Annotated in this window: 19 protein-coding genes and 2 tRNA genes; 13 read left to right on the top strand and 8 right to left on the bottom strand. The window is 43.8% G+C overall.

Annotation, left to right across the window (positions count from 1 at the left end):
* Window positions 1-159 precede the first annotated feature (159 nt).
* On the bottom strand, window positions 160-1,302 hold the full coding sequence (locus PP178_RS14155; RefSeq protein WP_272595009.1) for an acyl-CoA dehydrogenase: 1,143 nt from the start codon (window positions 1,300-1,302) through the stop codon (window positions 160-162).
* Between the two features lie 271 nt (window positions 1,303-1,573).
* Here PP178_RS14155 and PP178_RS14150 point away from each other — a divergent pair, with 271 nt between their 5' ends.
* The 7 genes from PP178_RS14150 (at window position 1,574) to PP178_RS14120 (ending at window position 7,589) form a co-directional block, all read left to right on the top strand.
* Window positions 1,574-2,806 (top strand): Glu/Leu/Phe/Val dehydrogenase dimerization domain-containing protein, encoded by a 1,233-nt coding sequence (locus tag PP178_RS14150; RefSeq protein WP_272595008.1) that lies wholly within the window; start codon window positions 1,574-1,576, stop codon window positions 2,804-2,806.
* A gap of 11 nt (window positions 2,807-2,817) precedes the next feature.
* Complete coding sequence (gene nhaD / locus PP178_RS14145; RefSeq protein WP_272595007.1) at window positions 2,818-4,152, top strand: sodium:proton antiporter NhaD; 1,335 nt, start codon at window positions 2,818-2,820, stop codon at window positions 4,150-4,152.
* A gap of 47 nt (window positions 4,153-4,199) precedes the next feature.
* Window positions 4,200-4,892: a MotA/TolQ/ExbB proton channel family protein gene (locus tag PP178_RS14140; protein WP_133644544.1), complete on the top strand. Its 693-nt coding sequence runs from the start codon at window positions 4,200-4,202 to the stop codon at window positions 4,890-4,892.
* A gap of 8 nt (window positions 4,893-4,900) precedes the next feature.
* Entirely contained in the window at window positions 4,901-5,287 is a 387-nt protein-coding gene (locus tag PP178_RS14135; RefSeq protein ID WP_272595006.1) for an ExbD/TolR family protein, read from the top strand.
* Window positions 5,287-6,174 (top strand): energy transducer TonB, encoded by an 888-nt coding sequence (locus PP178_RS14130; protein WP_272595005.1) that lies wholly within the window; start codon window positions 5,287-5,289, stop codon window positions 6,172-6,174. Before PP178_RS14135 ends, PP178_RS14130 begins: the two co-directional genes overlap by 1 nt.
* A 66-nt stretch (window positions 6,175-6,240) precedes the next feature.
* Entirely contained in the window at window positions 6,241-7,452 is a 1,212-nt protein-coding gene (locus tag PP178_RS14125; RefSeq protein ID WP_272595013.1) for a bifunctional folylpolyglutamate synthase/dihydrofolate synthase, read from the top strand.
* A gap of 62 nt (window positions 7,453-7,514) precedes the next feature.
* Window positions 7,515-7,589 (top strand) — tRNA-Val (locus tag PP178_RS14120).
* Between the two features lie 121 nt (window positions 7,590-7,710).
* Here PP178_RS14120 and PP178_RS14115 read toward each other — a convergent pair.
* On the bottom strand, window positions 7,711-8,295 hold the full coding sequence (locus PP178_RS14115) for a hypothetical protein (RefSeq protein ID WP_272595004.1): 585 nt from the start codon (window positions 8,293-8,295) through the stop codon (window positions 7,711-7,713).
* Window positions 8,296-8,464: 169 nt separating this feature from the next.
* Window positions 8,465-10,144 (bottom strand): hypothetical protein, encoded by a 1,680-nt coding sequence (locus PP178_RS14110; RefSeq protein WP_272595003.1) that lies wholly within the window; start codon window positions 10,142-10,144, stop codon window positions 8,465-8,467.
* A gap of 390 nt (window positions 10,145-10,534) precedes the next feature.
* Here PP178_RS14110 and ku point away from each other — a divergent pair, with 390 nt between their 5' ends.
* The 4 genes from ku to PP178_RS14090 all read left to right on the top strand — a co-directional run bounded on the left by ku (window position 10,535) and on the right by PP178_RS14090 (window position 16,080).
* Window positions 10,535-11,311 (top strand): non-homologous end joining protein Ku, encoded by a 777-nt coding sequence (ku, locus tag PP178_RS14105; RefSeq protein WP_272595002.1) that lies wholly within the window; start codon window positions 10,535-10,537, stop codon window positions 11,309-11,311.
* Window positions 11,312-11,316: 5 nt separating this feature from the next.
* On the top strand, window positions 11,317-13,719 hold the full coding sequence (gene ligD / locus PP178_RS14100) for a DNA ligase D (protein WP_272595001.1): 2,403 nt from the start codon (window positions 11,317-11,319) through the stop codon (window positions 13,717-13,719).
* A gap of 188 nt (window positions 13,720-13,907) precedes the next feature.
* Window positions 13,908-14,648: an SDR family oxidoreductase gene (locus PP178_RS14095; protein ID WP_272595000.1), complete on the top strand. Its 741-nt coding sequence runs from the start codon at window positions 13,908-13,910 to the stop codon at window positions 14,646-14,648.
* Between the two features lie 37 nt (window positions 14,649-14,685).
* On the top strand, window positions 14,686-16,080 hold the full coding sequence (locus tag PP178_RS14090) for an NAD-dependent succinate-semialdehyde dehydrogenase (protein ID WP_272594999.1): 1,395 nt from the start codon (window positions 14,686-14,688) through the stop codon (window positions 16,078-16,080).
* Between the two features lie 128 nt (window positions 16,081-16,208).
* Here PP178_RS14090 and PP178_RS14085 read toward each other — a convergent pair whose 3' ends face one another.
* Window positions 16,209-17,867, bottom strand: coding sequence for a PAS domain-containing sensor histidine kinase (locus PP178_RS14085; protein WP_272594998.1), 1,659 nt, complete (start codon window positions 17,865-17,867; stop codon window positions 16,209-16,211).
* Window positions 17,868-18,207: 340 nt separating this feature from the next.
* Here PP178_RS14085 and PP178_RS14080 point away from each other — a divergent pair, with 340 nt between their 5' ends.
* Entirely contained in the window at window positions 18,208-19,056 is an 849-nt protein-coding gene (locus PP178_RS14080) for an SDR family oxidoreductase (protein ID WP_272594997.1), read from the top strand.
* Window positions 19,057-19,124: 68 nt separating this feature from the next.
* On the opposite strand, the gene PP178_RS14075 is transcribed toward PP178_RS14080, so the two are convergent.
* Both PP178_RS14075 and PP178_RS14070 read right to left on the bottom strand, forming a co-directional pair.
* Entirely contained in the window at window positions 19,125-19,646 is a 522-nt protein-coding gene (locus PP178_RS14075; protein WP_272594996.1) for a DUF421 domain-containing protein, read from the bottom strand.
* A gap of 27 nt (window positions 19,647-19,673) precedes the next feature.
* Window positions 19,674-20,120: a hypothetical protein gene (locus tag PP178_RS14070; protein WP_272594995.1), complete on the bottom strand. Its 447-nt coding sequence runs from the start codon at window positions 20,118-20,120 to the stop codon at window positions 19,674-19,676.
* A gap of 228 nt (window positions 20,121-20,348) precedes the next feature.
* Between PP178_RS14070 and PP178_RS14065 the strand changes: the two genes are divergently transcribed.
* A tRNA-Val gene (locus PP178_RS14065) sits at window positions 20,349-20,423 on the top strand.
* A gap of 516 nt (window positions 20,424-20,939) precedes the next feature.
* On the opposite strand, the gene PP178_RS14060 is transcribed toward PP178_RS14065, so the two are convergent.
* Both PP178_RS14060 and gldJ read right to left on the bottom strand, forming a co-directional pair.
* Window positions 20,940-22,217 (bottom strand): UDP-N-acetylmuramoyl-tripeptide--D-alanyl-D-alanine ligase, encoded by a 1,278-nt coding sequence (locus PP178_RS14060; RefSeq protein WP_272594994.1) that lies wholly within the window; start codon window positions 22,215-22,217, stop codon window positions 20,940-20,942.
* A 67-nt stretch (window positions 22,218-22,284) separates the two neighbouring features.
* Window positions 22,285-23,955: a gliding motility lipoprotein GldJ gene (gene gldJ, locus PP178_RS14055; RefSeq protein ID WP_272594993.1), complete on the bottom strand. Its 1,671-nt coding sequence runs from the start codon at window positions 23,953-23,955 to the stop codon at window positions 22,285-22,287.
* Window positions 23,956-24,171 lie beyond the last annotated feature (216 nt).

Below are 24,171 nucleotides of genomic sequence, written 5' to 3'. Positions count from 1 at the left end.
TGTGTGGGGGTGGTAAATGCCGAATAATAATTCAAAAAATTAAAATTATGAGGGTTTGACCCCTAATAAAATAGATTTTAAGTCTTAAAATCACTGTTTTAAACTAAAACACCCCCTTTAAAAAGGAGGTGTTTTCTAAGTATATATAAATATGTCGTATTAGCGATCCAAAATCCCTCTTGAAATAACAATTTTTTGAATTTCTGAAGTCCCTTCATAAATCTGGGTGATCTTGGCATCTCGCATTAATCTTTCCACGTGGTATTCTTTTACGAATCCATTTCCGCCAAATACCTGTACCGCTTCAACGGTGGTTTCCATCGCTACCTTGGAAGCATATAATTTGGCCATAGCGCCAGACATGTCGTAATTGCGTTTTTCGTCCTTATCGCATGCCGCCTGGTATACCAATAATCTTGCCGCTTGTATATCAGTATGCATGTCCGCTAATTTAAAGGCTATAGCCTGGTGGTTGCAGATCTCGGTACCAAATGCTTTTCGCTCCTGGGAATACTTTAAAGCTAATTCGTATGCTCCAGCAGCGATGCCAAGGGCCTGTGCTGCAATTCCTATCCTGCCTCCAGAAAGAGTTTTCATAGCGAATTTAAAGCCAAATCCGTCTTCGCCTATCCTGTTTTCCTTCGGAACTTTGACATCGTTGAAAAGGAGTGAATGAGTGTCACTACCCCTGATCCCTAGCTTATTTTCTTTAGGGCCCAGTTCAAATCCTTCCAAACCTTTTTCCACGATCAGGGCATTAATTCCCTTATGACCTTTTTCCCTGTCTGTTTGGGCAATAACCAGGAATACATCGGCAGAAGCACCATTGGTGATCCAGTTCTTTGTACCATTCAGAACATAATGATCTCCCTTGTCAATTGCAGTAGTTTTCTGGGAGGTTGCATCACTTCCGGCTTCGGGTTCAGATAGACAAAAAGCTCCTATGATTTCCCCGCTTGCAAGTCTTGACAGGTGCTTTTTCTTTTGTTCTTCGGTACCATAAGTCTCTAGTCCCCAACAGACCAATGAATTATTCACTGAGACGATAACGGATGCGGAAGCGTCGATCTTTGAAAGCTCTTCCATGGTCAGGACATAGGATAGGGTATCCAATCCGCTTCCCCCGTATTCCGGAGAAACCATCATGCCCATGAAACCGGCCTGCCCCATTTTGTTCAGCAATTCTTTAGGGAACTGCTGCTTTTCATCCCGTTCAATTACGCCGGGCAATAATTCGGTTTTCGCAAAATCCCTGGCAGCCTGCCTGATCATCTGCTGTTCTTCCGTCAATTCAAAGTTCATGTTTGTTCAATTAAGATATTGATAAAAAAGCCTGACAAATATAAAGCTATGTTATAAGATATTCAATGGCATCCAAGATCTTTTACGAATTTCTAATCAGCCTTTCCATGATCATGAAGTTGTAATCTTTATCCTGGATGAAATTCTTTAATAGCATCGCATTATTTTTATATTTGCCTGTATTGGCCGGAGAGGCCGTTGTTGATCAAAAAATAAATGGCTTATTAGCCTATTTTCAAGGAATAAAAATCAAATCTGATAATACGATAGCATGAAGGATTTACTGCAGAAATATGAGAATAAACCACCAGAAATAGTTTTCAACTGGAAAGATCCGGAGACAGAGGCAGAAGGGTGGACAGTCATTAATTCTCTTAGAGGTGGTGCTGCAGGTGGAGGAACTCGTATGCGAGAAGGTCTTGATATGAACGAGGTTCTCTCGCTGGCTAAAACCATGGAAGTCAAATTCACAGTTTCCGGACCAGCTATCGGTGGTGCTAAGTCAGGAATTAATTTCAATCCTAACGACCCTCGTAAGCGTGGCGTGCTAGAGCGCTGGTATAATGCGGTAGCTCCTATACTCAAAAGTTATTATGGCACCGGGGGGGATCTTAACGTGGACGAGATTCATGAGGTTATTCCAATTACAGAGGAAGCAGGAGTCTGGCATCCCCAGGAAGGTGTCTTTAATGGGCATTTTAAGCCTAATGAAGCAGATAAGATCAATAGGATTGGTCAGTTGCGCTTGGGAGTTATCAAAGTCTTAGAAAACAATGAATATACCCCGGATGTTCGCAGGAAGTACACCGTTGCAGACATGATTACCGGTTTTGGTGTTGCCGAAGCGGTAAAACATTATTATGATATTTACGGCGGAACTGTTGTAGGAAAACGAGCAGTGGTACAAGGTTTTGGAAATGTTGGAGCCGCAGCTGCGTATTACCTGGCCCAAATGGGTGCTAAAGTCGTGGGCATTATTGATCGTGATGGCGGAGTGATCAACGAAGAAGGGTATACTTTTGATGAGATCAAGGACTTTTTCCTGAATAAAAAAGGAAATACGCTTATTGCCGATCCCGACCAAATGATTCCTTTTGATGAAATAAACGATAGGATATGGAAGGTGCAGACAGAAATCTTTGCTCCCTGCGCAGCATCCCGTTTAATCACCAAAGAGCAGATCACGACGATGATAGAATCTGGTTTGGAGGTCATATCCTGCGGGGCGAATGTTCCCTTCGCAGATAAAGAGATCTTCTTCGGACCCATAATGGAATTTACGGACAAGCGAGTTAGCCTGATCCCTGATTTTATATCCAATTGCGGTATGGCCCGGGTATTTGCTTATTTTATGGAGAAAAGAGTGCCTATGGAGGATGAATTAATATTTAATGACACTTCTGATACCATTAGAAAAGCAATTTTGAATATATTTAAACAAAATGCGTCAAAAACTGATTTGAGTGCCACGGCCTTTGAAATTGCGCTGAAGCAGCTCATCTAAAAACCAACTTTATGGAAACCATTATAATTATCGTCTTCCTGGCGGGTTATCTTGCCATTACCCTAGAACATAATCTAAAAATTGACAAACTGATCCCGGCACTTGCAATGATGGCCATTCTGTGGGCTATTATTGCCCTGGCACATCTCCCGGTTTTTGAAGTCAATGCGGAACTAAAGCAGTTGGAACCCTCTCACCTGGATGAGATGCTACTGCATCATCTTGGGAAAACCGCGGAGATTCTTGTCTTCTTACTCGGGGCGATGACCATAGTGGAGATCATAGATTATTTTGATGGCTTCGCAACAATCAAAGGCTATATAAAGACCACGAAGAAGACAAAATTGTTATGGCTTTTTTCAATTTTGGCTTTCATACTGTCCGCGATAATTGATAACCTTACGGCAACGATAGTGCTGGTCACAATTCTTCAGAAGGTGATCAAGGACCGCGAGACACGGTTGTGGTTTGCAGGTCTTATCATCGTTAACGCCAATGCCGGTGGAGCTTGGTCTCCCATTGGAGATGTGACGACCACCATGCTTTGGATAGCTGATAAGGTATCCGCAGGGCAATTAGTAATACATGTTCTATTGCCTTCTATTGTCTGTATGCTGGTGCCTACGTTTATAGTGAGCAAGATGAAGGTTTTTCAAGGCCATATCGAAAGTAATGTGGAGGGATTGGATGCGCCCAAATCTCCCCATGGAGCGACTATGCTTTATCTTGGTTTGGGGTCAATCGTATTTGTTCCGTTTTTTAAAACCATTACACACTTACCACCTTATGTGGGAATGATGCTTTCCCTTGCTCTGGTGGCTACATTTGCGGAAATCTACAGTAGCTCTAAATTCAGTATTTCCAATGTGGATGAGGAAAGTGAAGCTGCGGCCCATCACAGCCCGGTTCATAAGGCACTTTCTAAAATCGAATTACCCAGTATACTGTTCTTCTTAGGAATTCTTCTCGCTGTGGCGGCCCTGGAATCCTTGGGATACCTGTTTAATTACGCCGAAAGCATGAATGCAGCCATACCCAATACGGATATCGTTGTGATGTTACTGGGAATAGGTTCTGCCATTATTGATAATGTGCCCCTTGTGGCAGCCAGTATGGGGATGTTCTCACAAAGTATGGATAGTCCGCTTTGGCATTTCATCGCTTATTCAGCAGGAACAGGTGGTAGTATGCTCATTATTGGTTCAGCAGCAGGAGTTGTAGCCATGGGGATGGAAAAAATTGATTTTTTCTGGTACCTGAAAAAGATAGCATGGCTGGCGTTTGTAGGGTTTGCTGCAGGTGCGGTGGTATTCATGTTATTACGTGATTTTGTAATTCACGCATAATTTATTCCGTTATTTGCCGTTAATAGGGCGAACTTAATTTTGCATATATGGTTTTGTTTCAAGAACTCGTTGACGAAGCTCAAGTTGGGGAACTGGTTTCGGAGGAGAAAACACTCTCTGTCATCGACTTAATTTTTAATGGTGGTACGGGAAGTATCGTCATCATTTCTGTGTTATTTGCCATGTTGGCCGTAGCGCTCTATATCTATTTTGAGCGTCTTCTAGCGGTTAAAGCCGCGTCCCAGATCGACAAGAATTTTATGAACCAGATCAGGGATCATGTAATGACCGGGAAGCTGGAAGCGGCTAAAATTCTTTGCGCTCAGACAGACTCACCGGTGGCCCGTTTGACTGAGAAAGGAATCTCCCGAATCGGGAAACCTCTTGATGATATTAATACGGCTATTGAGAATGCCGGTACTCTCGAAGTCTACAAACTTGAAAAGAATGTAAATATACTGGCTACCATTGCAGGTGCTGCACCCATGATTGGGTTCCTTGGTACCGTGATCGGTATGATCCTTGCATTTCACCAGATGGCCAGCAGTGGAGGTCAGGCAGAAATGGGAGCATTGGCATCCGGAATCTATACAGCAATGACCACTACTGTGGCAGGATTGGTCGTAGGTATTATCGCTTATATGGGCTACAACCACCTAGTGATCAGGACAGATAAAGTGGTCCATAAGATGGAAGCCAACGCTGTAGAATTTCTGGATTTGTTGAACGAACCGGTTTAATAAACGCTATGAAACTAAAAGGAAGAAATAAGATTAGCCCGGAATTCAGCATGTCGTCAATGACAGACATCGTTTTCCTGTTGCTCATCTTTTTCATGCTCACAGCGAATTCACCGAATGCTTTAGATCTTTTATTACCAAAGGCAAAAGGTAAATCGACCAATACACAGAATGTATCCGTTACCATAAACCGTAATTTGGAATATTTCGTGGACTCTGAGCGGATAAATGGAGAATACATTGAAATTGAATTAAAAAAAGCACTGGCAGATAAGGAGAACCCTACTATTATTCTTAGGGCAGAAGAGAGCGTAGCCATTAAAGAGGCTGTAAGCGTTATGGACATTGCCAATAGGAATAATTACAAAGTGATCCTGGCTGTGCGCCCTAATTAATGTCGCTGCTAGATACGAGACACAAGAAAAAATCCTTTACACTTACGACAGTCTTGTTAAGTGTACTGCTGCTATTGATGTTCTACATAGGACTTACCTATATGGACCCGCCAATAGAGAACGGTATCACTGTGAATTTTGGCACCATGGAATTTGGCATGGGCAACGAACAACCCAAACAAAAAGTAGCATCACAACCCACTGACACCCCAGTTGAAGAAGCACAGCCCGTTAAGGAGGAAGAGGCTGCGCCTGCAGAAGAAGTGACAGAAGATGTAGCAGCAGAAGAACCCGCCGAAAAACTGCTGACTCGTGAAGAGGAAGAAGCTATCCGTATTAACCAGGAGAAAGCAGAGAAACAGAAGGCAGAAGCCGCTAAAAAAGCAAAGGCCGAGCAATTGGCCAGAGAAAAGAAGGCAGCTGAAGAGAGGGCCCGGCAGGAACAAGAAGCAAAGAAAAGGAAAATTGACGCCATGATTGGTGGGATCAATAATTCTGAAGGTCAGGCAAGTGGTAGTGAAGGCGATGACCGGCAGCCCGGTGACAAAGGTCAGCCGGATGGAGATCCTTATTCTACGACCTATTACGGCAGTCCCGGAACCGGTACAGGTACAGGAGGTTATGGCCTTAGTGGTCGATCACTCGTCAGCAAAGGAAAGGTGCAGCAAGACTGTAACCAGGAAGGAAGGGTTGTGGTAAGGATAGTCGTGGATCGAAGCGGAAAAGTTATCGATGCCACTCCGGGGGTTAAAGGAACTACGAATAATCATGCTTGTCTTCTAGAACCGGCGACTAAAACAGCATTTCTACATAAGTGGAACCTGGATTCCAAAGCCCCTGGCCAGCAAATCGGTTTTGTCGTGGTCAACTTTAAGTTGGGGGAATAGCCATCTAAAAAATCTTCGTTCATCTAAATGGCTAATTATGTACATTTGGACCTTCAAGGTTCTCCTATGACGTACCAGGAAACATTAGACTGGATGTTTTCACAACTACCCATGTACCAACAGAAAGGGGCTTCGGCCTATAACGGGAAACTGGATAATATCCGCTGCTTCTCTGATCATCTCGATAAGCCAGAACTCAAGTTTAAAAGTATTCACGTTGCCGGAACCAATGGAAAAGGATCCAGTAGCCACCTCCTGGCATCAGTACTGCAAGAAGCCGGGTATAAAGTTGGACTTTACACCTCACCTCATCTTAAAGATTTCAGGGAACGCATCCGGATTAATGGAACCATGATCGCTGAAGAGCGGGTGGTTGATTTTATCCGTAAAAACAAAGTGTTCCTTGATGAGAAAAAACTTTCATTTTTTGAAATGACAGTTGGGATGGCATTTAACCACTTTGCCAGGGAAGGAGTGGATATCGCTGTGATCGAAGTTGGTCTTGGCGGACGTTTGGATTCCACGAATATTATAACCCCTGAAGTATCCCTGATTACAAACATCGGTTTAGACCATACCGAGATGCTGGGAGATTCTATCAGTAAAATTACCCGTGAAAAAGCAGGGATCATAAAGCCAGGAATCCCGGTAGTGGTGAGCGAATGGCAGGAAGAGGCTGCGCCTGTCTATCAGGCAATAGCCAAAGAATTGGGATCAAAACTGGTTTACGCTGATAAGGAAGTGACTAATCCCTACAAGACGGCCCTGCTGGGAGCATACCAGGAAAAGAACATGAAGGGCGTAATAAAGACCCTGCGGCAACTGGAGAACTTCACCGTGTCTCCAAAGCATATCGCTGAGGGGTTTTTGAAGGTTATAGAGAATACAGGGTTAAAGGGGCGCTGGCAAATTGTTCAGCAATCTCCTAAGCTCATATATGACACTGCTCACAACAAGGAGGGGTTAGCCCTGACCATGCAACAGTTACTAACTGAGGAGTACGATGTTCTTCACTTGGTACTGGGATTTGTGAAAGAGAAGAATCTAGACCTGATTTTACCTTTATTTCCTAAAAATGCTAAGTTTTATTTTTCTCGTCCGGATATTCCAAGAGGACTGGATAGCGAACTGCTCAGGGAAAAGGCTGCTCATTACGGGCTACGGGGAGATATTTACACCTCTGTTCCTGAGGCGCTTGAATACGCTTTGTCAAAGGCCGCTGCCAAAGATCTCATTTATGTCGGAGGCAGTACTTTCACCGTCGCAGATGTTCTGTAATATTTTTTTTCGTTTTTTGTTTTGGGTAACAAAAATCTATTCTATATTTGCACTCCGATTTGGGGCTCTTAGCTCAGTTGGTTCAGAGCACCTGCCTTACAAGCAGGGGGTCACTGGTTCGAATCCAGTAGGGCCCACATCATTCAAAAACCCACTCCTTCTGGAGTGGGTTTTTTCATTTACCAGCGTGGCCGAGCTTGCTCAGGCCTGAGCTGGTAAATGAAAAAAGCATAGGCTGCGCCAGCAGGCTGTGGGTTTTTAGTTGCAGTAGCGGTTTCCCGATGGATATCCAATCCAGTAGAACAATTCGAATTCAGCATTCAAGAGCTTGCTCAGGCCTGAGCTGGTAAATGAAAAAAGCACAGGCTGCGCCAGCAGGCTGTGGGTTTTTAGTTGCAGTAGCGGTTTCCCGATGGATATCCAATCCAGTTGAGCAAATTCAAAGTCAGTATTTAAGAACTTACCAGTGGTAACGGTAAATGAAAAAAGCACAGGCTGCGCCAGCAGGCTGTAGGTTTTTAGTTGCAGTAGCGGTTTTCCGATGGATATCCAATCCAGTTGAGCTAATTCAAAGTCAGTATTTAAGAACTTACCAGTGGTAAGGGTAAATGAAAAAAGCACAGGCTGCGCCAGCAGGCTGTGGGTTTTTAGTTGCAGTAGCGGTTTCCCGATGGATATCCAATCCAGTTGAGCAAATTCAAAGTCAGTATTTAAGAACTTACCAGTGGTAACGGTAAATGAAAAAAGCACAGGCTTCGCCAGTAGGCTGTGGGTTTTTACCTGCCTGCCTATGGCAGGGTTGCAGTAGCGGTTTTCCGATGGATATTCAATCCAACAGGGCACTTCTAATTGGAGCTTTAAGGGTTAAATGGAAAAAGGGTCCTGGTATTTATTATTCAACCGCTTGACCGTTCTCTGTCAGGAGTCATATATTCTCAATTCCGGGATTCAGTATAATTAAAAAACCTCCCAGCAGGGAGGTTTTTTTTAATGAAGGCAACTTCTAATTCATTTACAGCGCTGCGATACCACCTGCTACGGCAGCAACTCCTGATATGATAGCGGAGGCAACTAACCACCACGCGGCAGCAATTGCAGTCTTCCTGGCGTGCTCCGCACGGATGACAGCTTTTCGTTTAAGTAACTCGATCCGTTCCCGGGATTTGCGTTGAATCAAGTTGACCTTGTCTTCAACTTCAGTTCTGCTTTTTTCAATAGTCTCTACGACCTTATCGATATGCTCATCATTCACATGCCTGTTATTCGTTACAAGGGCTCTAACAGTATCCTTGTCAAAGGTCTGCAACCTGCTCTGGAGAATGTTGAGTGAGTCCTTGGGGTTGTCCAGGATACGTTTCACATCCTGCTTTAGGACAGCATAATTCAGCTCCGGCTTGCCGGTGCCGTCAAAGAAATCGGCTACGCGACCTTCTACTCTCTTAGTAAGACGGTCTTCATTCTCCTTGTCAAATTCCCGGGCTGCCTTTCGGATAAATTCATCCACTGTATCAGCATGCTTTTCCAATTGATCCCTTTCAATGTTGGTATTCTTATCCAGGGTTTCAATGATTTTTTGCCGGTCCAGGCTGCTGAAATTGTCTTCAACCAGGGAACGAACCATGGACGGGTCGTTTATATAAGGTTGTAAACTTTCCTTAAGGCTGGAGGAGGTAAGGTCTTTTTCTTTTGCCTTCCCAAGGTAATCCTCGATCTGTCGGTGACGGTGATTTATTTCGTCTCGCTCCACGGAAGTAAAGGATTCCAGGATATTTTTCACCCCTTCAGTCTTATTGCTACTGTTATCCATCTCTGTACTAATCTTATTGACAAGTTCTTTAAGCTGGGTTGCCTTTTTTTTCTTATCGGGGTCCCCGCTTTTCTCATTCTTATCAATGGCAGTATTAACCACTTGTTGTACAGCCATCCATTTACCGGATAAGTTCTTGCTCCTGGATTTCTTAGCGATATCTTCCAGGTCGGATTTCAGGTTAGTTAGATCCGGGATTCTCTGATCCAGGCGGTTCAGGAAATCATCGAGCACATTGGCGATTTTTTCCGTATCCACCCCTGCATCAACTTCTGCTCGTACGCGGTCAATCGTACTATCGATGACCCGTTCTACCCGTTTTTCCTTTGAGGTGCTGAAAAGTGATCCTACTGCACCGGCCGAAGCCTTTAAACCTGAAGTAGCGGCGGTAATTAAACTACCTACTAGGGTCCTGGCCATTTTTGCTTCGAGATAAAAGAGAATGAGGAAAAACAAAGACCAGATCACCAGGGCTATCGTCACATTGGTCCCTGTGCTTTCAACTATATTGAGGTTAAATGCCAACCAGCTTGCAAAGAATAGTGATAAGGCAGTGGTTATTAAACTCCAGATTCCGAATCCGGCGGTGATCTTTACACCCATGGAGGAATCGGAATCATCATCATTTGAATCTTGATCCGAGTGTAACTTGTGCTCTGGGTGTTCCTGTTGTACCTGCGCAGCAACAAAGCTTTTTTTCAGGTCTCCTATCGAAGTGACCCCTACCGCTACCGATATGATCGTTAAGACAAACTGGAAAGCAAGCGCCAAAATAACACCTGCCAGGATGACCATGAAGAAACTGGGATCCACCAAAACTTCATCCGGAACGTAAGACTGTTGAACTAATGATAGGCTTGAAAGCAAACTATATGAAGTGCTCATAATTAGAAATATTAAGAAATTGTTTATTTATAAGTCAATTTGATTTACACCCAATATTGAAAACATTCCTCAAAATCCTGTTCTTTATACAAGGAGATATTAGTTGAAACACTAATAATACGTAGAGGTGTGAATTTTAGAGTATTGAGATTCTGTTCCCCTGAACACAGAATTATTTGTTTCGCGCTCCTTCTCTTCGAACGGGCTTACTATCTTCCAGTAATACTAACGCTATGCATTACACAGGTAATTTTCCAAAGGAATTCCCCTTTTAATAATCAACGGTTTACTCCTGTAGTATTGGCCAGCCATATGGACAATCGCTATTTACCTTGGATCAGATGGGATCATTATTTGGCTGATTATCCGGTATAATTAAAATGAAAAGAAATGAGATCAGTTTGGAATGGTTCAATCAGTTTCGGGTTAGTATCAATACCCGTAAAAGTTTTTCCCGGTTCGGAGGAAAGAAGACTTGACCTGGATATGTTGGATAAACGGGATCTTTCCCGGATCCGTTATAAACGTGTCAATGAAAAGACCGGGAAGGAAGTGGAATGGGGAGATATCGTTAAAGGATATAAAAAAGATGAGTCCTATATCGTCCTAGAAGACGAGGATTTTGAGCAGGCCAACATGAAGAAAAGTAAAACTATCGATATCGAGGAATTCGTGGATGAAGAAGAAGTGGCTGAAGTACTGTTTAAAAAACCCTATTTCCTGAAACCGGCAAAGGACGGGGAGAAATCTTACCAGCTCTTATTAAAGGCCCTTACGAAAACTAAAAAACTCGGGGTCGCAACTTTCGTCATGCGGCAGAAAGAACATCTGACCCTGATAGGAGTATATGAGGAGGTGTTAGTCCTGTACCTCATTCGCTTTCTGGATGAGATACGCGATCCGGCGGAATTAGAAGTTCCCGGTGCCAAGGTTGGGAAGAAAGAAGTGGATATGGCCATCTCGTTGATCGAACAATACACTAGCTCTTTCGATTTTTCCAAGTATAAAGATGTTTATAATGAACAACTTATGAAGATTATCGAAACCAAAGAAAGCGGAAAATCTTCCAAAGTGGAACAAGTGGACACAACCCCTACAGCCGCCAGTGACCTGATGGAGAAGTTAAAAGCCAGCCTGGAACGAAAAAAATCCCGCAAAGCCAGCTAGTCTGAATGTGTCTTGAAGATTATATTAAAAAACGCGATTTCCAAGCCACCCCGGAACCGCCGGCGGTCCTGGGCAAGGGGGATAATTCGCGTTTTGTAGTACAGCGTCACCAGGCCACCCGGTTGCATTATGACCTGCGGCTGGAGATGGAAGGGGTGCTAAAATCCTGGGCTGTACCCAAAGGTCCTTCGCTGAACCCGGCCGATAAACGGCTTGCTGTCCGCACCGAGGATCACCCGGTGAGATACCTCGATTTTGAAGGTACTATTCCTAAAGGAAATTATGGGGCCGGGGAAATGAAGATCTGGGACCAGGGACGTTACGAGGTGCTCGAAGAAAAGAAAACTAAATCAGGAACCGAACAACTGAAAAAGGGCAACCTGAAGATTCGTTTTCACGGCAACTACCTGAAAGGTGATTTTGCCCTCGTCCGTACTCGTCTGAAGGGTGATAAGGAGAACTGGCTGTTGATAAAGAAACAGGATAAGTTTGCCGTATCTGGTACTTATGATGCAGAGAATATCGAGCCAGGAGAAAAAGTACACGCCGGAACTAAGCCTTCCACCTTCATTAAGCCCATGCTGGCCTCCCTCGTCCCTGATATTTTCAATGACCCCGACTGGATCTACGAGTTAAAGTGGGATGGGTACCGGGTACAGGCCCATGTGAACCATGGGGATGTCCGGCTGTATTCCAGAAGCGGGAATCGCTTAGAGGAAAAATTCGGGGATCTGATCCCGGAACTCGAAGCTATGGAACAACAGGCTGTGCTGGATGGGGAAGTGGTATTGGTGGATGAAAGGGGAAAACCCGATTTTGAAGCCCTGCAAAACTACTCGTCAAAAACCACCGGGACGTTGAGGTATTATGTATTTGATCTTCTATTTCTAAACGGACACAGCACACTTGAACTGCCGCTGCTGCAACGAAAGGAATTACTACTTGAACTGCTGGAAGGTATGGAAAGTACGAGGTATTGTGATCATATGGTAGGGATGGGCAATACCTTTTATTCCATGGCGGTGGACAGCGGGATGGAAGGGATTATAGCCAAACGTAAGGATTCCTTATACCACCCCGGGAAACGCACAGATTCCTGGCGGAAAATAAAAAGTGAACGGACGGTGATAGCTAATATCTGCGGTTATACTGAACCGGAAGGAACCACACACTTTGGCTCGCTCGTTCTTGGGAGGAGGGTTGAGGGTGGTCTTCAATACATAGGGAATTGCGGTACTGGGTTCAATGACAAATCCCGTTCGGCATTATATAAGAAGCTGAAGAAATTAGAGCGGGCGCAATGCCCTTTTGAAGAAAAGCCCAATTTAAAGGGAAGGAAGGTTCAATGGCTTAAACCTGAGCTGGAGGCGGAGGTGAAGTTTTCAGATTGGACCAGGAATGGTCTATTAAGACACCCGGTATTTAAAGAGTTGCAGGATAAAGCTCCCCGTACCGAATCTATACCCAAACAGAAGCAAGAACAAACTCAGCAAAAAAAAGGTAAAGGAAATGTGCTCGAAATTGATGATGTGCATGTGGCTGTCAGTAATCTGGAAAAAGTATACTGGCCAGATTCGGGTCTTCGAAAATATGACCTGCTTGATTATTATCTTGAGATTTCAGATTATATTCTGCCTTACCTTATAGACCGACCACAGAACCTCCACCGGCACCCCGATGGAATAAAAAGTAAGGGTTTTTACCAGAAAGATGTGGAGAATACCCCTGAGTGGGTTCAGACCTATTCTATCTATTCTAAATCTTCCAAGCGGGATATCAACTACCTCTTATGCCAGGATGAATCAACCCTGCTATATATGGCAAACCTTGGTTGTATCGAGATAAATCCCTGGAATTCTAAGGTGGCAGCTCTCGATACGCCTGACTGGGCAGTGATTGACCTGGATCCTTCCTCTAAAAATACACTTGACGAAGTAATAGAAGTGGCGAATAGGGCGAAGGAACTACTTGATAAAGTTTCTATTCCGGGATATTGTAAAACTTCGGGTTCTCGTGGTATGCATATTTACATACCTATGGGAGGTCTCTACACCTATGACGAGGTTATGAATTTTACCAAATTACTTTGTCTTTACCTTTTAGAAGACTTCCCTGCAGTATGCAGTATGGATCGCAAGAAATCCGCTCGCAAGGATAAGATTTACCTGGATTACTTACAGAATCGCAGAGGACATAGTGTAGCCTCGCCTTATTGCGTCCGACCCCGGCCCGGGGCTCCTGTTTCAACCCCATTGAATTGGAAGGAAGTGAAGAGAGGCTTAAAGATGACCGATTATAATTTAGAGACCGTACCCCTTCGATTAAAGGAAAAAGGAGATCTCTTCCAAGGAGTCCTGGGGGAAGGAATCGACATGGGAGCGACCCTGGAGCGACTAGAATCGCTGTAAGCTATAGCTTTTTACATCTCTCTACACCCTGGGGTTATCAGTATCGCCGGAAAGGACCAAAATATCCCCGGTTCTAGTGCTAAATGTTAATCTCTTCCCAACCCCTGCTTTCGCATCAATCCTGCATTTGATTGAGCATTTGTTTAATAAAATAAGCGTATATATTAAACAAAATTAAATGGATACATATGGAACTTAAGAATAACGTAGTCATAATAACCGGTGCTTCCAGTGGAATTGGAGAAGCAACCGCCATAAAACTTGCTGAACACGGCGCTAAAGTAGTTTTGACGGCAAGAAGGGAAGAACGCTTAGAAAAAGTTAGGAAATCAATAGTAAAGAATGGAGGAGAAGCCCTGGTAGTAACCGCCGATGTTACCTCCAAGGAAGATATGGAAAAGGTGGTAACCCGAACACTAAAGGAATACGGGGTAATTCATGTGCTGATCAATAATGCCGGGTTGATGCCCTTATCCTATGTGGAAAAGTTGAAAACAGAGGAATGGGATAGGATGGTCGACGTGAATATCAAAGGGGTATTAAATGGAGTTTCATCTGTACTTCCAACACTGATCGAGAACAAGAAAGGGCATATCATTAATATATCCTCTAGTGCAGCACATAAATACTTTCCGGGTGGAGCAGTATACTGTGCTACAAAATCTGCAATAAAAATGTTCTCTGAAGGACTCAGGCAGGAGCTAGCTCCTAAATATGGAATCAACGTAACTTCCATTGAGCCCGGGGCAGTATCTACGGAATTGATGGACACCATTACTGATGAAGATATCCTGGAAAAACTGTCGGCTATGCAGGAAATGACGACACTGGAGGCAGAAGATATTGCTGATGCCATAATCTACGCCCTGACCCAGCCTAAACGGGTAAATATAAATGACGTTTATGTAATGCCCAGCGAGCAACAGTAACATTCAATTAATTTAAAAACATTATTAGTTAATATAAATGGACACAGCAACAAAAGATAAAAGAATAACTACGATTAACCCGGTCAATGGACAGGAGATGGAACAGTACGAGTATTTCTCGGACAGTAAAGTGGAAAAAGTCATAGAATCATGCCAACAGGCATTTAGTAAATGGAGGCATGTTTCTTTAAACGACAGGGCCAAGAAGATCAAGGCTATCGGAGAGGGTCTTAAAGAGAACAGGAAAGAATTGGCGGAATTAATGACAGCTGAAATGGGTAAACTCCTGGTGCAAAGTAGACAGGAAGTCGACTTATGTGCAGCTATATGCAATTATACAGCTGAACATGGTCCCGAGGAGCTTAAAAATGAAGAAAGGACCTTATCTGATGGTGGAAAAGGAATAATTACTTATTCTCCTATCGGCGTAATATACGGAATTCAGCCATGGAACTATCCCTCTTACCAGGTGGTGCGCTATGCTATCGCCAACCTAATGGCCGGTAATGGAATTCTGTTGAAACATGCTTCAAATGTAACGGGGACAGGAAAGCTTTTGGAAAAGATTTTTAGAGAAGCGGGTTTACCTGAAAATCTTTTTAGTTGCCTGGTTATATCGCACGAACAGTCAGATGCTGTCATCAAGAATGATCATGTAAGGGGTGTTACCTTGACAGGAAGTTCTGCAGCCGGTAAAGATATCGGTCAGAAGGCAGGGGCCGAATTAAAGAAGACTGTATTGGAGCTGGGTAGTAACGATGCCTATATCGTACTGGAGGATGCCGACCTCGACCTGGCAGTAGAAATGTGTGTAAAAGGTCGGATCTATAATAACGGGGAAACCTGTATTGCGGCCAAAAGATTTATTGTGGTGGATGCCGTTTACGAGAGATTTAAATCAGCTTTCGTGGAGGCCATGGAGGCTCTTAAATTGGGGGACCCTACCCTGGATGAAACTGATCTCGGTCCCATCGCAAGGGAAGATCTGAGAGAAACCCTACATGATCAAGTTCAAAAAAGTGTGGCTCATGGAGCGCAAATTCTATGCGGAGGTTCTATTCCTGATGGAACAGGGTTCTTCTACCCGGCAACCGTTCTTGCAAATGTTAAAGCCGGTCAACCCGCTTACGATGACGAGTTGTTCGGTCCTGTGGCTTCACTGATCCATGCAGCCGATGCAGAAGAAGCCATGCAAATTGCAAACGATAGCAGGTTTGGCCTGGGTGGAGGAATCTTTTCCAAAGATGTTGATAAGGCCACGAGGCTTGCTGAAAACTATTTTGACACCGGGATGATCTTTATCAATACTTTCGGCCTGGCAGAGCCTTCTATGCCCTTTGGAGGGGTGAAAAATTCAGGCTTTGGCCGGGAACACGGTGGTTTTGGGATGAAAGAATTTGTGAACGTGAAGGCAATTACTATAGGCAAATAATAATGACCTGACCGAAATTGCAATTAGGCCGGGGACGGTTATTAAAATATCAGAATTCTCATCGGAGCTTAAGTTTGTGTAGGAACATTTGCAATTGTTATTCTGCAGCATAAGTCTCCGGTGAGAATTTATTTTTTAATGCGCTTACCTGAATATTTTTTAGGCAGGTAAATGGTAAAGGTAGTACCAACTCCGGGTCGACTTTCGACAATTATTTTTCCTTCATGGTTCTCCACGATCTTTTTACAGAGCGTAAGGCCTATACCATTTCCCTGTGCATCGCTTCTTAATCTTTTAAACATGGTGAATATGGCATCTGCATATTGCGGTTCAAACCCCACTCCTTTATCAGATACTATTAGTTTGATATAGGACTTGGTCGGATCGAGTTCCTCGAATTCCTTTAGTTCTGCCATGTCGACATCTGAAGCGAAAATGTGTATCTCAGGGCTGTCTGCGGAAAATTTGATGGCGTTTCCCAATAGGTTGGATAATAACTGATGTAGCTGTACAGGTATTCCCTCTATCGTCGGTAATTCTGTAGTCGTTAGTTTTACTTGTTTTTCCTCTAGTAAGAGATTAAAATCTTCTTTAACGTTTTCGAAGACCTCGTTAAGGTTTACGGAGGTAAAGAACTCATCAAAATCGGATACCTTGGAATATTTTAGTACGTCCTTGATCAGGGTAACCATACGCTGGGCAGAATTGCGCATCCTGTCCAGATAGATGATGGCTTTCTCTTTATTATCCAGGTTGCTCTTGACCAGGTCACTAAAAACCTGAACTTTTCTCAGGGGCTCCTGCAAATCGTGGGAGGCTATATGGGCATATTCTTCTAACTGTATGTTTCTTACCTCAATATCGCGGGCATACTTTTCTTTTTGATCTTCTGCAAGCTTGCGTTCGGTGAGGTCCCGGGTAACCTTAGAAAATCCAAGGATCTGCCCCTCATCATCATGTAGGGCTGTAATAACAATACTCCCCCAGAATTTGGTGCCATCTTTTTTTACCCGCCATCCTTCGTGCATTGATCGACCATTTGCAATGGCTCCTGCTATTAATTTTTCAGGAAGCAAGTTTTTACAGTCTTCTTCCCGGTAAAAAATATGGAAGTTTTTACCTATGATTTCTTCTTCCGTATATCCCTTGATCTTTTCTGCTCCTTTATTCCAGTTCAGTATATTTCCATCTGGGTCTAAAAGGATTATTGCGTAGTCCTGAACCTCTTCTACCATGCGATGGTAGCGTTGCTCACTTTGCTTTAAGTGGGTGGTGCGTTCTTCCACCTTCTTTTCCAGGTATTCTGCGAGCTTTCGATAATTATTTTCACTGAGTTTAAGAGCAACTTCCTGCTTTTTCTTCTCAGAGATATCCTGTAGCATATTTATAGCACCCATTGCATTACCCGCAGCATCGTAGAGCAATTTTGGATGAACCATTACAATTCGCCTCTTACCATCCGGTCTTTCTACAACAATTTCCTGCGCGGGAATAGCAGTCTTATTTTTCAGTACAACGGCCATGGGGCAGTCGTCGAGCGGCAGTGGATCCCCATCTGTAGTGAATATTTTCCAGGATCCACACCATAAATCCTTATTCAATTCTGGTTTTCTGCCCCAGAGTTCGGCTGCAGCATTGTTAAAATAGGTCACTCGTCCCTCGGTATCGCAGGTATAAATAGCAGCAGGAACATTATCGAGAATATCCGTTTTCAAGCTATCGGCTGTGGCCTCCACCTTCATCGGGTTACTTTCAAAACCGGGATTTGTAGATATTTTATTTCGCACTATTTCTTCAAATAAAGATTTTAGAGCAACTTCTGTTGACAAGTCTCTAACCGATCTAGGAATATACCTATAAAAATAGTCAATTTGTGCACCACTTTTAAACTTTAAGTAATTCAAATTCGATTTTATCAATTTCCGAAGGCAGGCAATGACAACTGTCATTCCTGAGTATATCAGTGCGTTATGGGTTGTGTTTCCTTGATGTGTGGTTAAAATGCAATAAGATTCAATAGTGACGACTTATTATAGGCAATGAATTTCTCAATTGCATCCTTCCTAGCAATCCTATAAATTTAATTTTATAGAAGTAATGATACCCATAATTAATACCGTAAAGACTATGGAAAAACCTAAATCATTTCCGGAACAAGAGCAATCACAACCAGGGAAGGAGAATGCAATGCAGCCGAAGCCTGAGGTCATTCGCGACTCTTACATAGGCAGTGACAAGTTGAAGGGGAAAGTGGCATTGATCTCCGGGGGTGATAGTGGGATCGGGAGAAGCGTGGCCGTGCATTTTGCCAGGGAAGGGGCAGCTGTTGCTATTATTTATCTCGAAGAAACCAAGGACGCCGAAGACACTCGGAAAATGGTGGAGAAGGAAGGAGGGAGATGTCTTCTCTTTAAAGGAGATCTAAGTTCATTTGATTTTTGTGAATCTGTGGTAGAAGAATGTGTGTCCGAGTTCGGGCAGCTCAATATCCTTGTTAATAATGCGGCTATTCAATTTCCTAAGAATTCGGCAGAAGAGATCAGCGAAAGCCAGTTCAGGAAAACCTTTGAGACTAATATATTTCCTTATTTCTACCTTGTTAAGTGTGCTCTGAAACATCTGGGTGAAGGAGATAGCATCATCAACACAAGTTCTGTGACCGCTTATCGTGGAAGTGAGCACCTCCTCGATTATTCGAGTACCAAAGGCGCAATCGTAAGTTTTACAAGATCTTTGGCCAAGATGCTGGCGCCTGATAATATTCGTGTTAATGGAGTGGCGCCGGGACCTATCTGGACCCCGCTAATCCCTGCAACTTTTGATGATGTCTCAGACTTCGGGCAAGATACTCCTATGGGCAGGGCAGGGCAGCCGAGCGAAGTCGGACCCTCCTATGTTTTCCTCGCAAGTGAAGATGCCAGTTACATAACAGGTCAGTTTATCCATGTGAATGGAGGAGAGATCATAGGTTCCTGAACATAGCGGGTACTGGTGGTACACCTTAGTTCTTGCAGTTAAGGGGTTTACAGGAAGTCTAAGGAAGCTTATTTCTCCCTGACTTCCTGGAGCAAATAATCATCTAATGGAGTGTCATCTGAGGTATGAAGGACTGATACATCCCCGGTGGCTTCGAATACGACAGCTTTTATTTCACTTAGAGCGATGACATTTGCTTCTCTTAGTTTGGAACGCAGATCAGCCTCTGTGACCCTGGCTTTTTTAAGGTTCTCATAAAGAATTGTAGACCCGTTCATCAGAAGTAAAGGCGGATTGTCTACCAGGGCATTCACCCAACTATACCTCCTGGCATAGCTTAGACTGATTTGCAGAATGTAAACACCGATGAGTCCAATCACCCCATCGTACATACTAACACTTTTTGAAAGGACTGTCGTTGCGATAATGGAGCCGATAGCCACAGTCATGGCAAAATCAAAACTTGACATCTTGGAAAAACTTCTTTTCCCGCAAATTCGGGTGAGGATAATTACAGCCAGGTATATACCTGTAGCTGTTAATACTATTGCTAAAGCGTCGTTCCAGGAAAATGCAAACCAATCTTTCATCGTAATTCTATTTAAATTGTTAGGGTATCAGCAAGGATTCCAAAGTTGATATAACAGATAAGCTGACCATCCAAAAATACTATGTGCTACAACTAGCTGAACAACAAATCCTCTAATGTCGGTATCCCGGGGGGTCGTAAGTGTGTTGAAAAGGAAAAGCCAACCCAGGGCACCTGCCATACCTGCCATAACTCCAAGAAAAGCTCCTAATATCTGTGCATGTCCCAGCCCACTGTTGCAATACATGATCCACAACCAAAAGGCCATAAGCTGCCCAATACCAAAATGTATGATCCACCCTCTGTGGTCATCATCTGTAATATCGGAAGAAAACGCCCGGGAATAATGCATCATACGGTTTAATAGTTTTGGCTCCGAGAATTCTTCATTAAAAATAGCGCCACAGATATAGCTGAAGAGGGTCATTAAACTGGTGCCGGTAAATCCTGCGATAATGATCTGAAGCCACTCCATTCTCGATGATTAAGCCTAAATATGGGCATGAAGTAAATACTAAATTAATTATTATCTTAATTGGGAACGAAGGTATTTTAGCTCAATTAATAGGAATACTTAATGTACCTCAGCTGATTCACTATATGACAGCTTTACTCATTAGGGGAGCATTAAATAAAAACGATGTTGTATTTCCGGAAACCGAGAAATTTACGATATTGCAGCCCGGTTCAAAAACGATTTCCAGGGATATTAGCTCAGTTGGTTTAGAGCGCTGCCTTGACAGGGCAGAGGTCACCGGTTCGAATCCAGTATATCCCACATCACTCACAAAACCCACGCAGTTATGCGTGGGTTTTTTTATTCCCGGACAATGCTGAGCTTGCTTGAGTGTTGGGAGGGAATAAAAGAATCAAATCTCGCATTAGCGGGATTTGGGTTTTGTACCTGCCTGACGGCAGTCAGGTTTACAGGAGCGGGTTTACCTGGATCAGCGTGCGAAGCGCGGTAATCCACGGACAACGCTGAGCTTGCTTGAGTGTTGGGAGGGAATAAAAGAATCAAATCTCGCATTAGCGGGATTTGGGTTTTGTACCTGCCTGACGGCAGTCAGGTTTGCAGGAGCGGTTTTACCTGGATCAGCGTGCGAAGCGCGGTAATCCCCGGACAGCGCTGAGCTTGCTTATAGGCGTTGGGAGGGAATAAAAAAAAAGCATCCCTGCAGGGGATGGGGGTTTTCTACCTGCCTGACGGCAGTCAGTTTTGCAGCAGCGGTATCTGCAAATATTTTGATCTTTGCAATCGCAGTTTCGTTTGGTCCATTTCAGAGGTAAAGCCTCAGTTAAGTAACGGCAGAACTCGCTCTAATGCCATTCCCCTGGAGCCCTTGATCAGAATATCACCTTTAGGGAGTTTGTGTTTTTCCAAGTATTCGGATAGCTTTTCAAAACCTTCAAATTGTTTTAAAGAAGTCCGGCATCTGCTGAAATTTTTTCCGACCAGCAGGACTTCTGAAAAATTGCTCTTTGCTGCTAATTCAGCGATCTCCTGGTGCTCCTGTTCTGCATCTTTCCCGAGTTCAAACATATCACCCAGTATAGCGCATTTAGTATCGGATCTCAGTTGGTCAAAATTCTCCAATGCCGCTTTCATACTGGTGGGGTTGGCATTGTATGCGTCCAGCAAGATGTGGTAACCGGCTTGCTCTACTAACTGGGAACGATTATTTTCCGGGATGTATTCAGAAAGTGCATCTTGTATCAGTACCATGGGGACATTAAAATATTTGCCTATTAATAAGGCTGCGCAGCAATTGTTGAAATTGTATTTTCCAACCAACTGGGTTTTAATGACGGTTCCTTCTGCTTCAAGGGAAACAAAAGGAGATGCTTCAAGAAACTTAATTTGATAGTAGTTCTTATCTGAAGTACTAAAGCCGATCTTCTTTGTGTACGACTGCAGTTTTTCACGTTGTACCTGGTCGTCGGCATTCATGAAGATAGGAGCGTTCTTGTTTTTTAAATGATTATAAAGTTCGCTTTTACCTGCAATCACGCCGGCTACACCACCGAATCCTTCCAGGTGAGCCTTTCCAAAATTCGTGATATAACCAAAATCGGGTTCGGCAAGGGTGCATAGAAACTCGATCTCCTTCTGATGATTGGCACCCATTTCTATAATAGCGATCTCCGTGTCTTTTTTAATTCTAAGGAGAGTGAGGGGAACCCCGATATGATTATTCAAATTGCCCCGGGTAGCGATTACCCGGTAGGATTGTGATAAAACCGAGTGCATCAGTTCCTTGGTAGTGGTCTTACCATTACTACCCGTCAGTCCTATAACTCGTGCTTTACTATGCATGCGGTGAAATCTCCCTAGTTGTTGTAGTGATTCCAGCACATTATCCACCAAGATAGTGTTGCCTTCCTGATGATATTCTGCTTCGTCGATAACCGCGAGCGTTGCACCATGTTCTATGGCTTCACCCGCGAATTTATTACCATTAAAGTTATCACCTTTCAAGGCGAAGAATAGGCAGTTTTCTGATATATTCCGTGTATCTGTGCAAGCTCCTGATGATTTGAGGAAGTGCTCGTATAAATGCTCTGTGGTCATGGGATAAATATAAAAAAAAGCCCCGATCCAGCGATCGGGGCTTTTCCCAGTATTTGATGTAACTGTCTTATCTTGCTTTTTTACCTCGTACGGTTTTATTTTTCCCGGTTGATTTAGAGCCAACCCTGGACATGGCACATCGGAAACCGATATAATCTGTGGCCATGTATTGTGGCAGATACCTGCGTTGTGCAGGGTCTAGCCAATACGCACGGTCTTTCCATGATCCACCTTTGTAAACTCGCACTTCGTCATTGATCAAGGAAGTTCTGCTATTAGAGGTGTCGTATTCACGAATAAGGTTACCATCTTCATCCCGTTCTACCTTGTGCTTTGGAGCATTGTACATGCTCAGTTTGTCGGCTCCTTCTTCATCGTCCTCATCAAACTTATCATAGAATCTGGATGATCCTGGATCTCCATCCCGGTAGGAGCGGTTGTCACTGCTGGAGAAGTTGGTACGTAAGTAGGTTTCATTCTCATCTACAGGAACCATTTCTACTTCCCCTGGAAGGTTAACTGCAACCAGTTTGCCGTTCGGAAGAGTGTCATAGACGATGCTTTCTGAAAGGACTTCGGCTTTTCCATCTTCTCCGATAGCCGCTTTCATATAAACATTACCTCGGTAATAGTTAAAGTCACTGATCTCATCATCGACAATCGGGCGATACACATCTGCAACCCATTCGGCCACGTTACCTGCCATATCGTATAAGCCGTGATCGTTAGGCTTGTAAGATTTCACCTCGGCAGTGATATCTGCGCCGTCGTCAGACCATCCGGCAATTCCGCCGTAGTCACCATCACCTTGCTTAAAATTGGCTAGCTGGTCACCTCGTCCAACTCGTTGACCATTCCTGGTATATTCCCCATCCCATGGATATTTTTTACGCCCACGATAAGAATTATACTCTCTTTTCCCTATCAGGGCCAGGGCGGCATATTCCCATTCTGTTTCGGTAGGAAGCCTGTATTCTGGCATGATGATTCCACTGTTACGATTTGCGTATACAGCAACAGAATCTTTTTGTTTTTTTCCCTGAAGTGAATCGATCTGGCCCCCATAGGTAGTTTCAGGACGATTTAAATATGCCTCGGTACTAAAAGTACCGGCAGTTTCTCCGTTTACCGGAGCGTATTTGGCGTCACTGGCAAGATATCCTTCTCTTTCCAGCAATGCCTCGTTAACCCGGTCTGTACGCCATTCCGCGAACTGAACGGCCTGTACCCAGTTTACACCGACCACGGGGTATTCTGCATAAGCGGGGTGGCGAAGGTAATTATTAGTCATCGTTTCATTGAAACCCAACCTGTTTCTCCAGACAAGAGTGTCCGGCAAAGCACCTTTATAGATGTTGGCGTATTTAGGATCTTCCGGCGGATATACACTTTTCAGGTAATCAAGGTATTCCAGGTACATCACGTTGGTCACCTCGGTCTCATCCATATAGAACGATTGAACGTGCTGCTGGGTGGGGGTATTGTTCCACTCGTGCATCACATCGTCCTGAACTTTTCCCTTAGTAAAAGTTCCTCCTTCAACAAATACCAGCCCGGGAGCGGTTTCCTGCTCTTTGAAATCCGAGTTGTACTGAAAGCCACCTTCTTTGGCATTGACCTTCCAGCCAGTAGCTCTTGAAACGTTTTTGGAGGAAGAAGATTTCTTACAACTTGTAGCCGTAAGGGTTCCTGCAATCACTACGCAAGAGAGTGTAACTTTGATTAACTGTCTTTTCATCTGTTATTAGTCAATTTTAATATGTTGTGATAATATCCAGTGGTCTTTCAGACTTTTGGCGGGAACACCCCGAAAGGATAAACCTTTAATTATCAGTTTTAAAAAGGACCGGGAAGTACTCTGTTAGATTCCTTCTCAACCCGATTAAGTCGCTTTCGGCTAGTAAAACGACAATTTCAATAGATTATTTTGCTTTTAGACGTTTTAATCCCTTCC

This window comes from Zeaxanthinibacter sp. PT1 (assembly GCF_028464225.1).
Lineage (GTDB): Bacteria > Bacteroidota > Bacteroidia > Flavobacteriales > Flavobacteriaceae > Zeaxanthinibacter.
Note: the sequence above shows the minus strand (reverse complement) of the source record. Positions and strands in the feature narration are given on the sequence as shown.

Coding starts and splice junctions, on each gene's coding strand:
- PP178_RS14150 (WP_272595008.1), top strand. CDS start 1,574: ATGAAGGATTTACTGCAGAAATATGAGAATAAACCACCAGAAATAGTT.
- ligD (WP_272595001.1), top strand. CDS start 11,317: ATGTGTCTTGAAGATTATATTAAAAAACGCGATTTCCAAGCCACCCCG.
- PP178_RS14110 (WP_272595003.1), bottom strand. CDS start 10,144: ATGAGCACTTCATATAGTTTGCTTTCAAGCCTATCATTAGTTCAACAG.
- gldJ (WP_272594993.1), bottom strand. CDS start 23,955: ATGAAAAGACAGTTAATCAAAGTTACACTCTCTTGCGTAGTGATTGCA.
- PP178_RS14140 (WP_133644544.1), top strand. CDS start 4,200: ATGGTTTTGTTTCAAGAACTCGTTGACGAAGCTCAAGTTGGGGAACTG.
- nhaD (WP_272595007.1), top strand. CDS start 2,818: ATGGAAACCATTATAATTATCGTCTTCCTGGCGGGTTATCTTGCCATT.
- PP178_RS14135 (WP_272595006.1), top strand. CDS start 4,901: ATGAAACTAAAAGGAAGAAATAAGATTAGCCCGGAATTCAGCATGTCG.
- PP178_RS14095 (WP_272595000.1), top strand. CDS start 13,908: ATGGAACTTAAGAATAACGTAGTCATAATAACCGGTGCTTCCAGTGGA.
- PP178_RS14060 (WP_272594994.1), bottom strand. CDS start 22,217: ATGACCACAGAGCATTTATACGAGCACTTCCTCAAATCATCAGGAGCT.
- PP178_RS14125 (WP_272595013.1), top strand. CDS start 6,241: ATGACGTACCAGGAAACATTAGACTGGATGTTTTCACAACTACCCATG.
- PP178_RS14090 (WP_272594999.1), top strand. CDS start 14,686: ATGGACACAGCAACAAAAGATAAAAGAATAACTACGATTAACCCGGTC.
- PP178_RS14080 (WP_272594997.1), top strand. CDS start 18,208: ATGGAAAAACCTAAATCATTTCCGGAACAAGAGCAATCACAACCAGGG.
- PP178_RS14075 (WP_272594996.1), bottom strand. CDS start 19,646: ATGAAAGATTGGTTTGCATTTTCCTGGAACGACGCTTTAGCAATAGTA.
- ku (WP_272595002.1), top strand. CDS start 10,535: ATGAGATCAGTTTGGAATGGTTCAATCAGTTTCGGGTTAGTATCAATA.
- PP178_RS14070 (WP_272594995.1), bottom strand. CDS start 20,120: ATGGAGTGGCTTCAGATCATTATCGCAGGATTTACCGGCACCAGTTTA.
- PP178_RS14155 (WP_272595009.1), bottom strand. CDS start 1,302: ATGAACTTTGAATTGACGGAAGAACAGCAGATGATCAGGCAGGCTGCC.
- PP178_RS14130 (WP_272595005.1), top strand. CDS start 5,287: ATGTCGCTGCTAGATACGAGACACAAGAAAAAATCCTTTACACTTACG.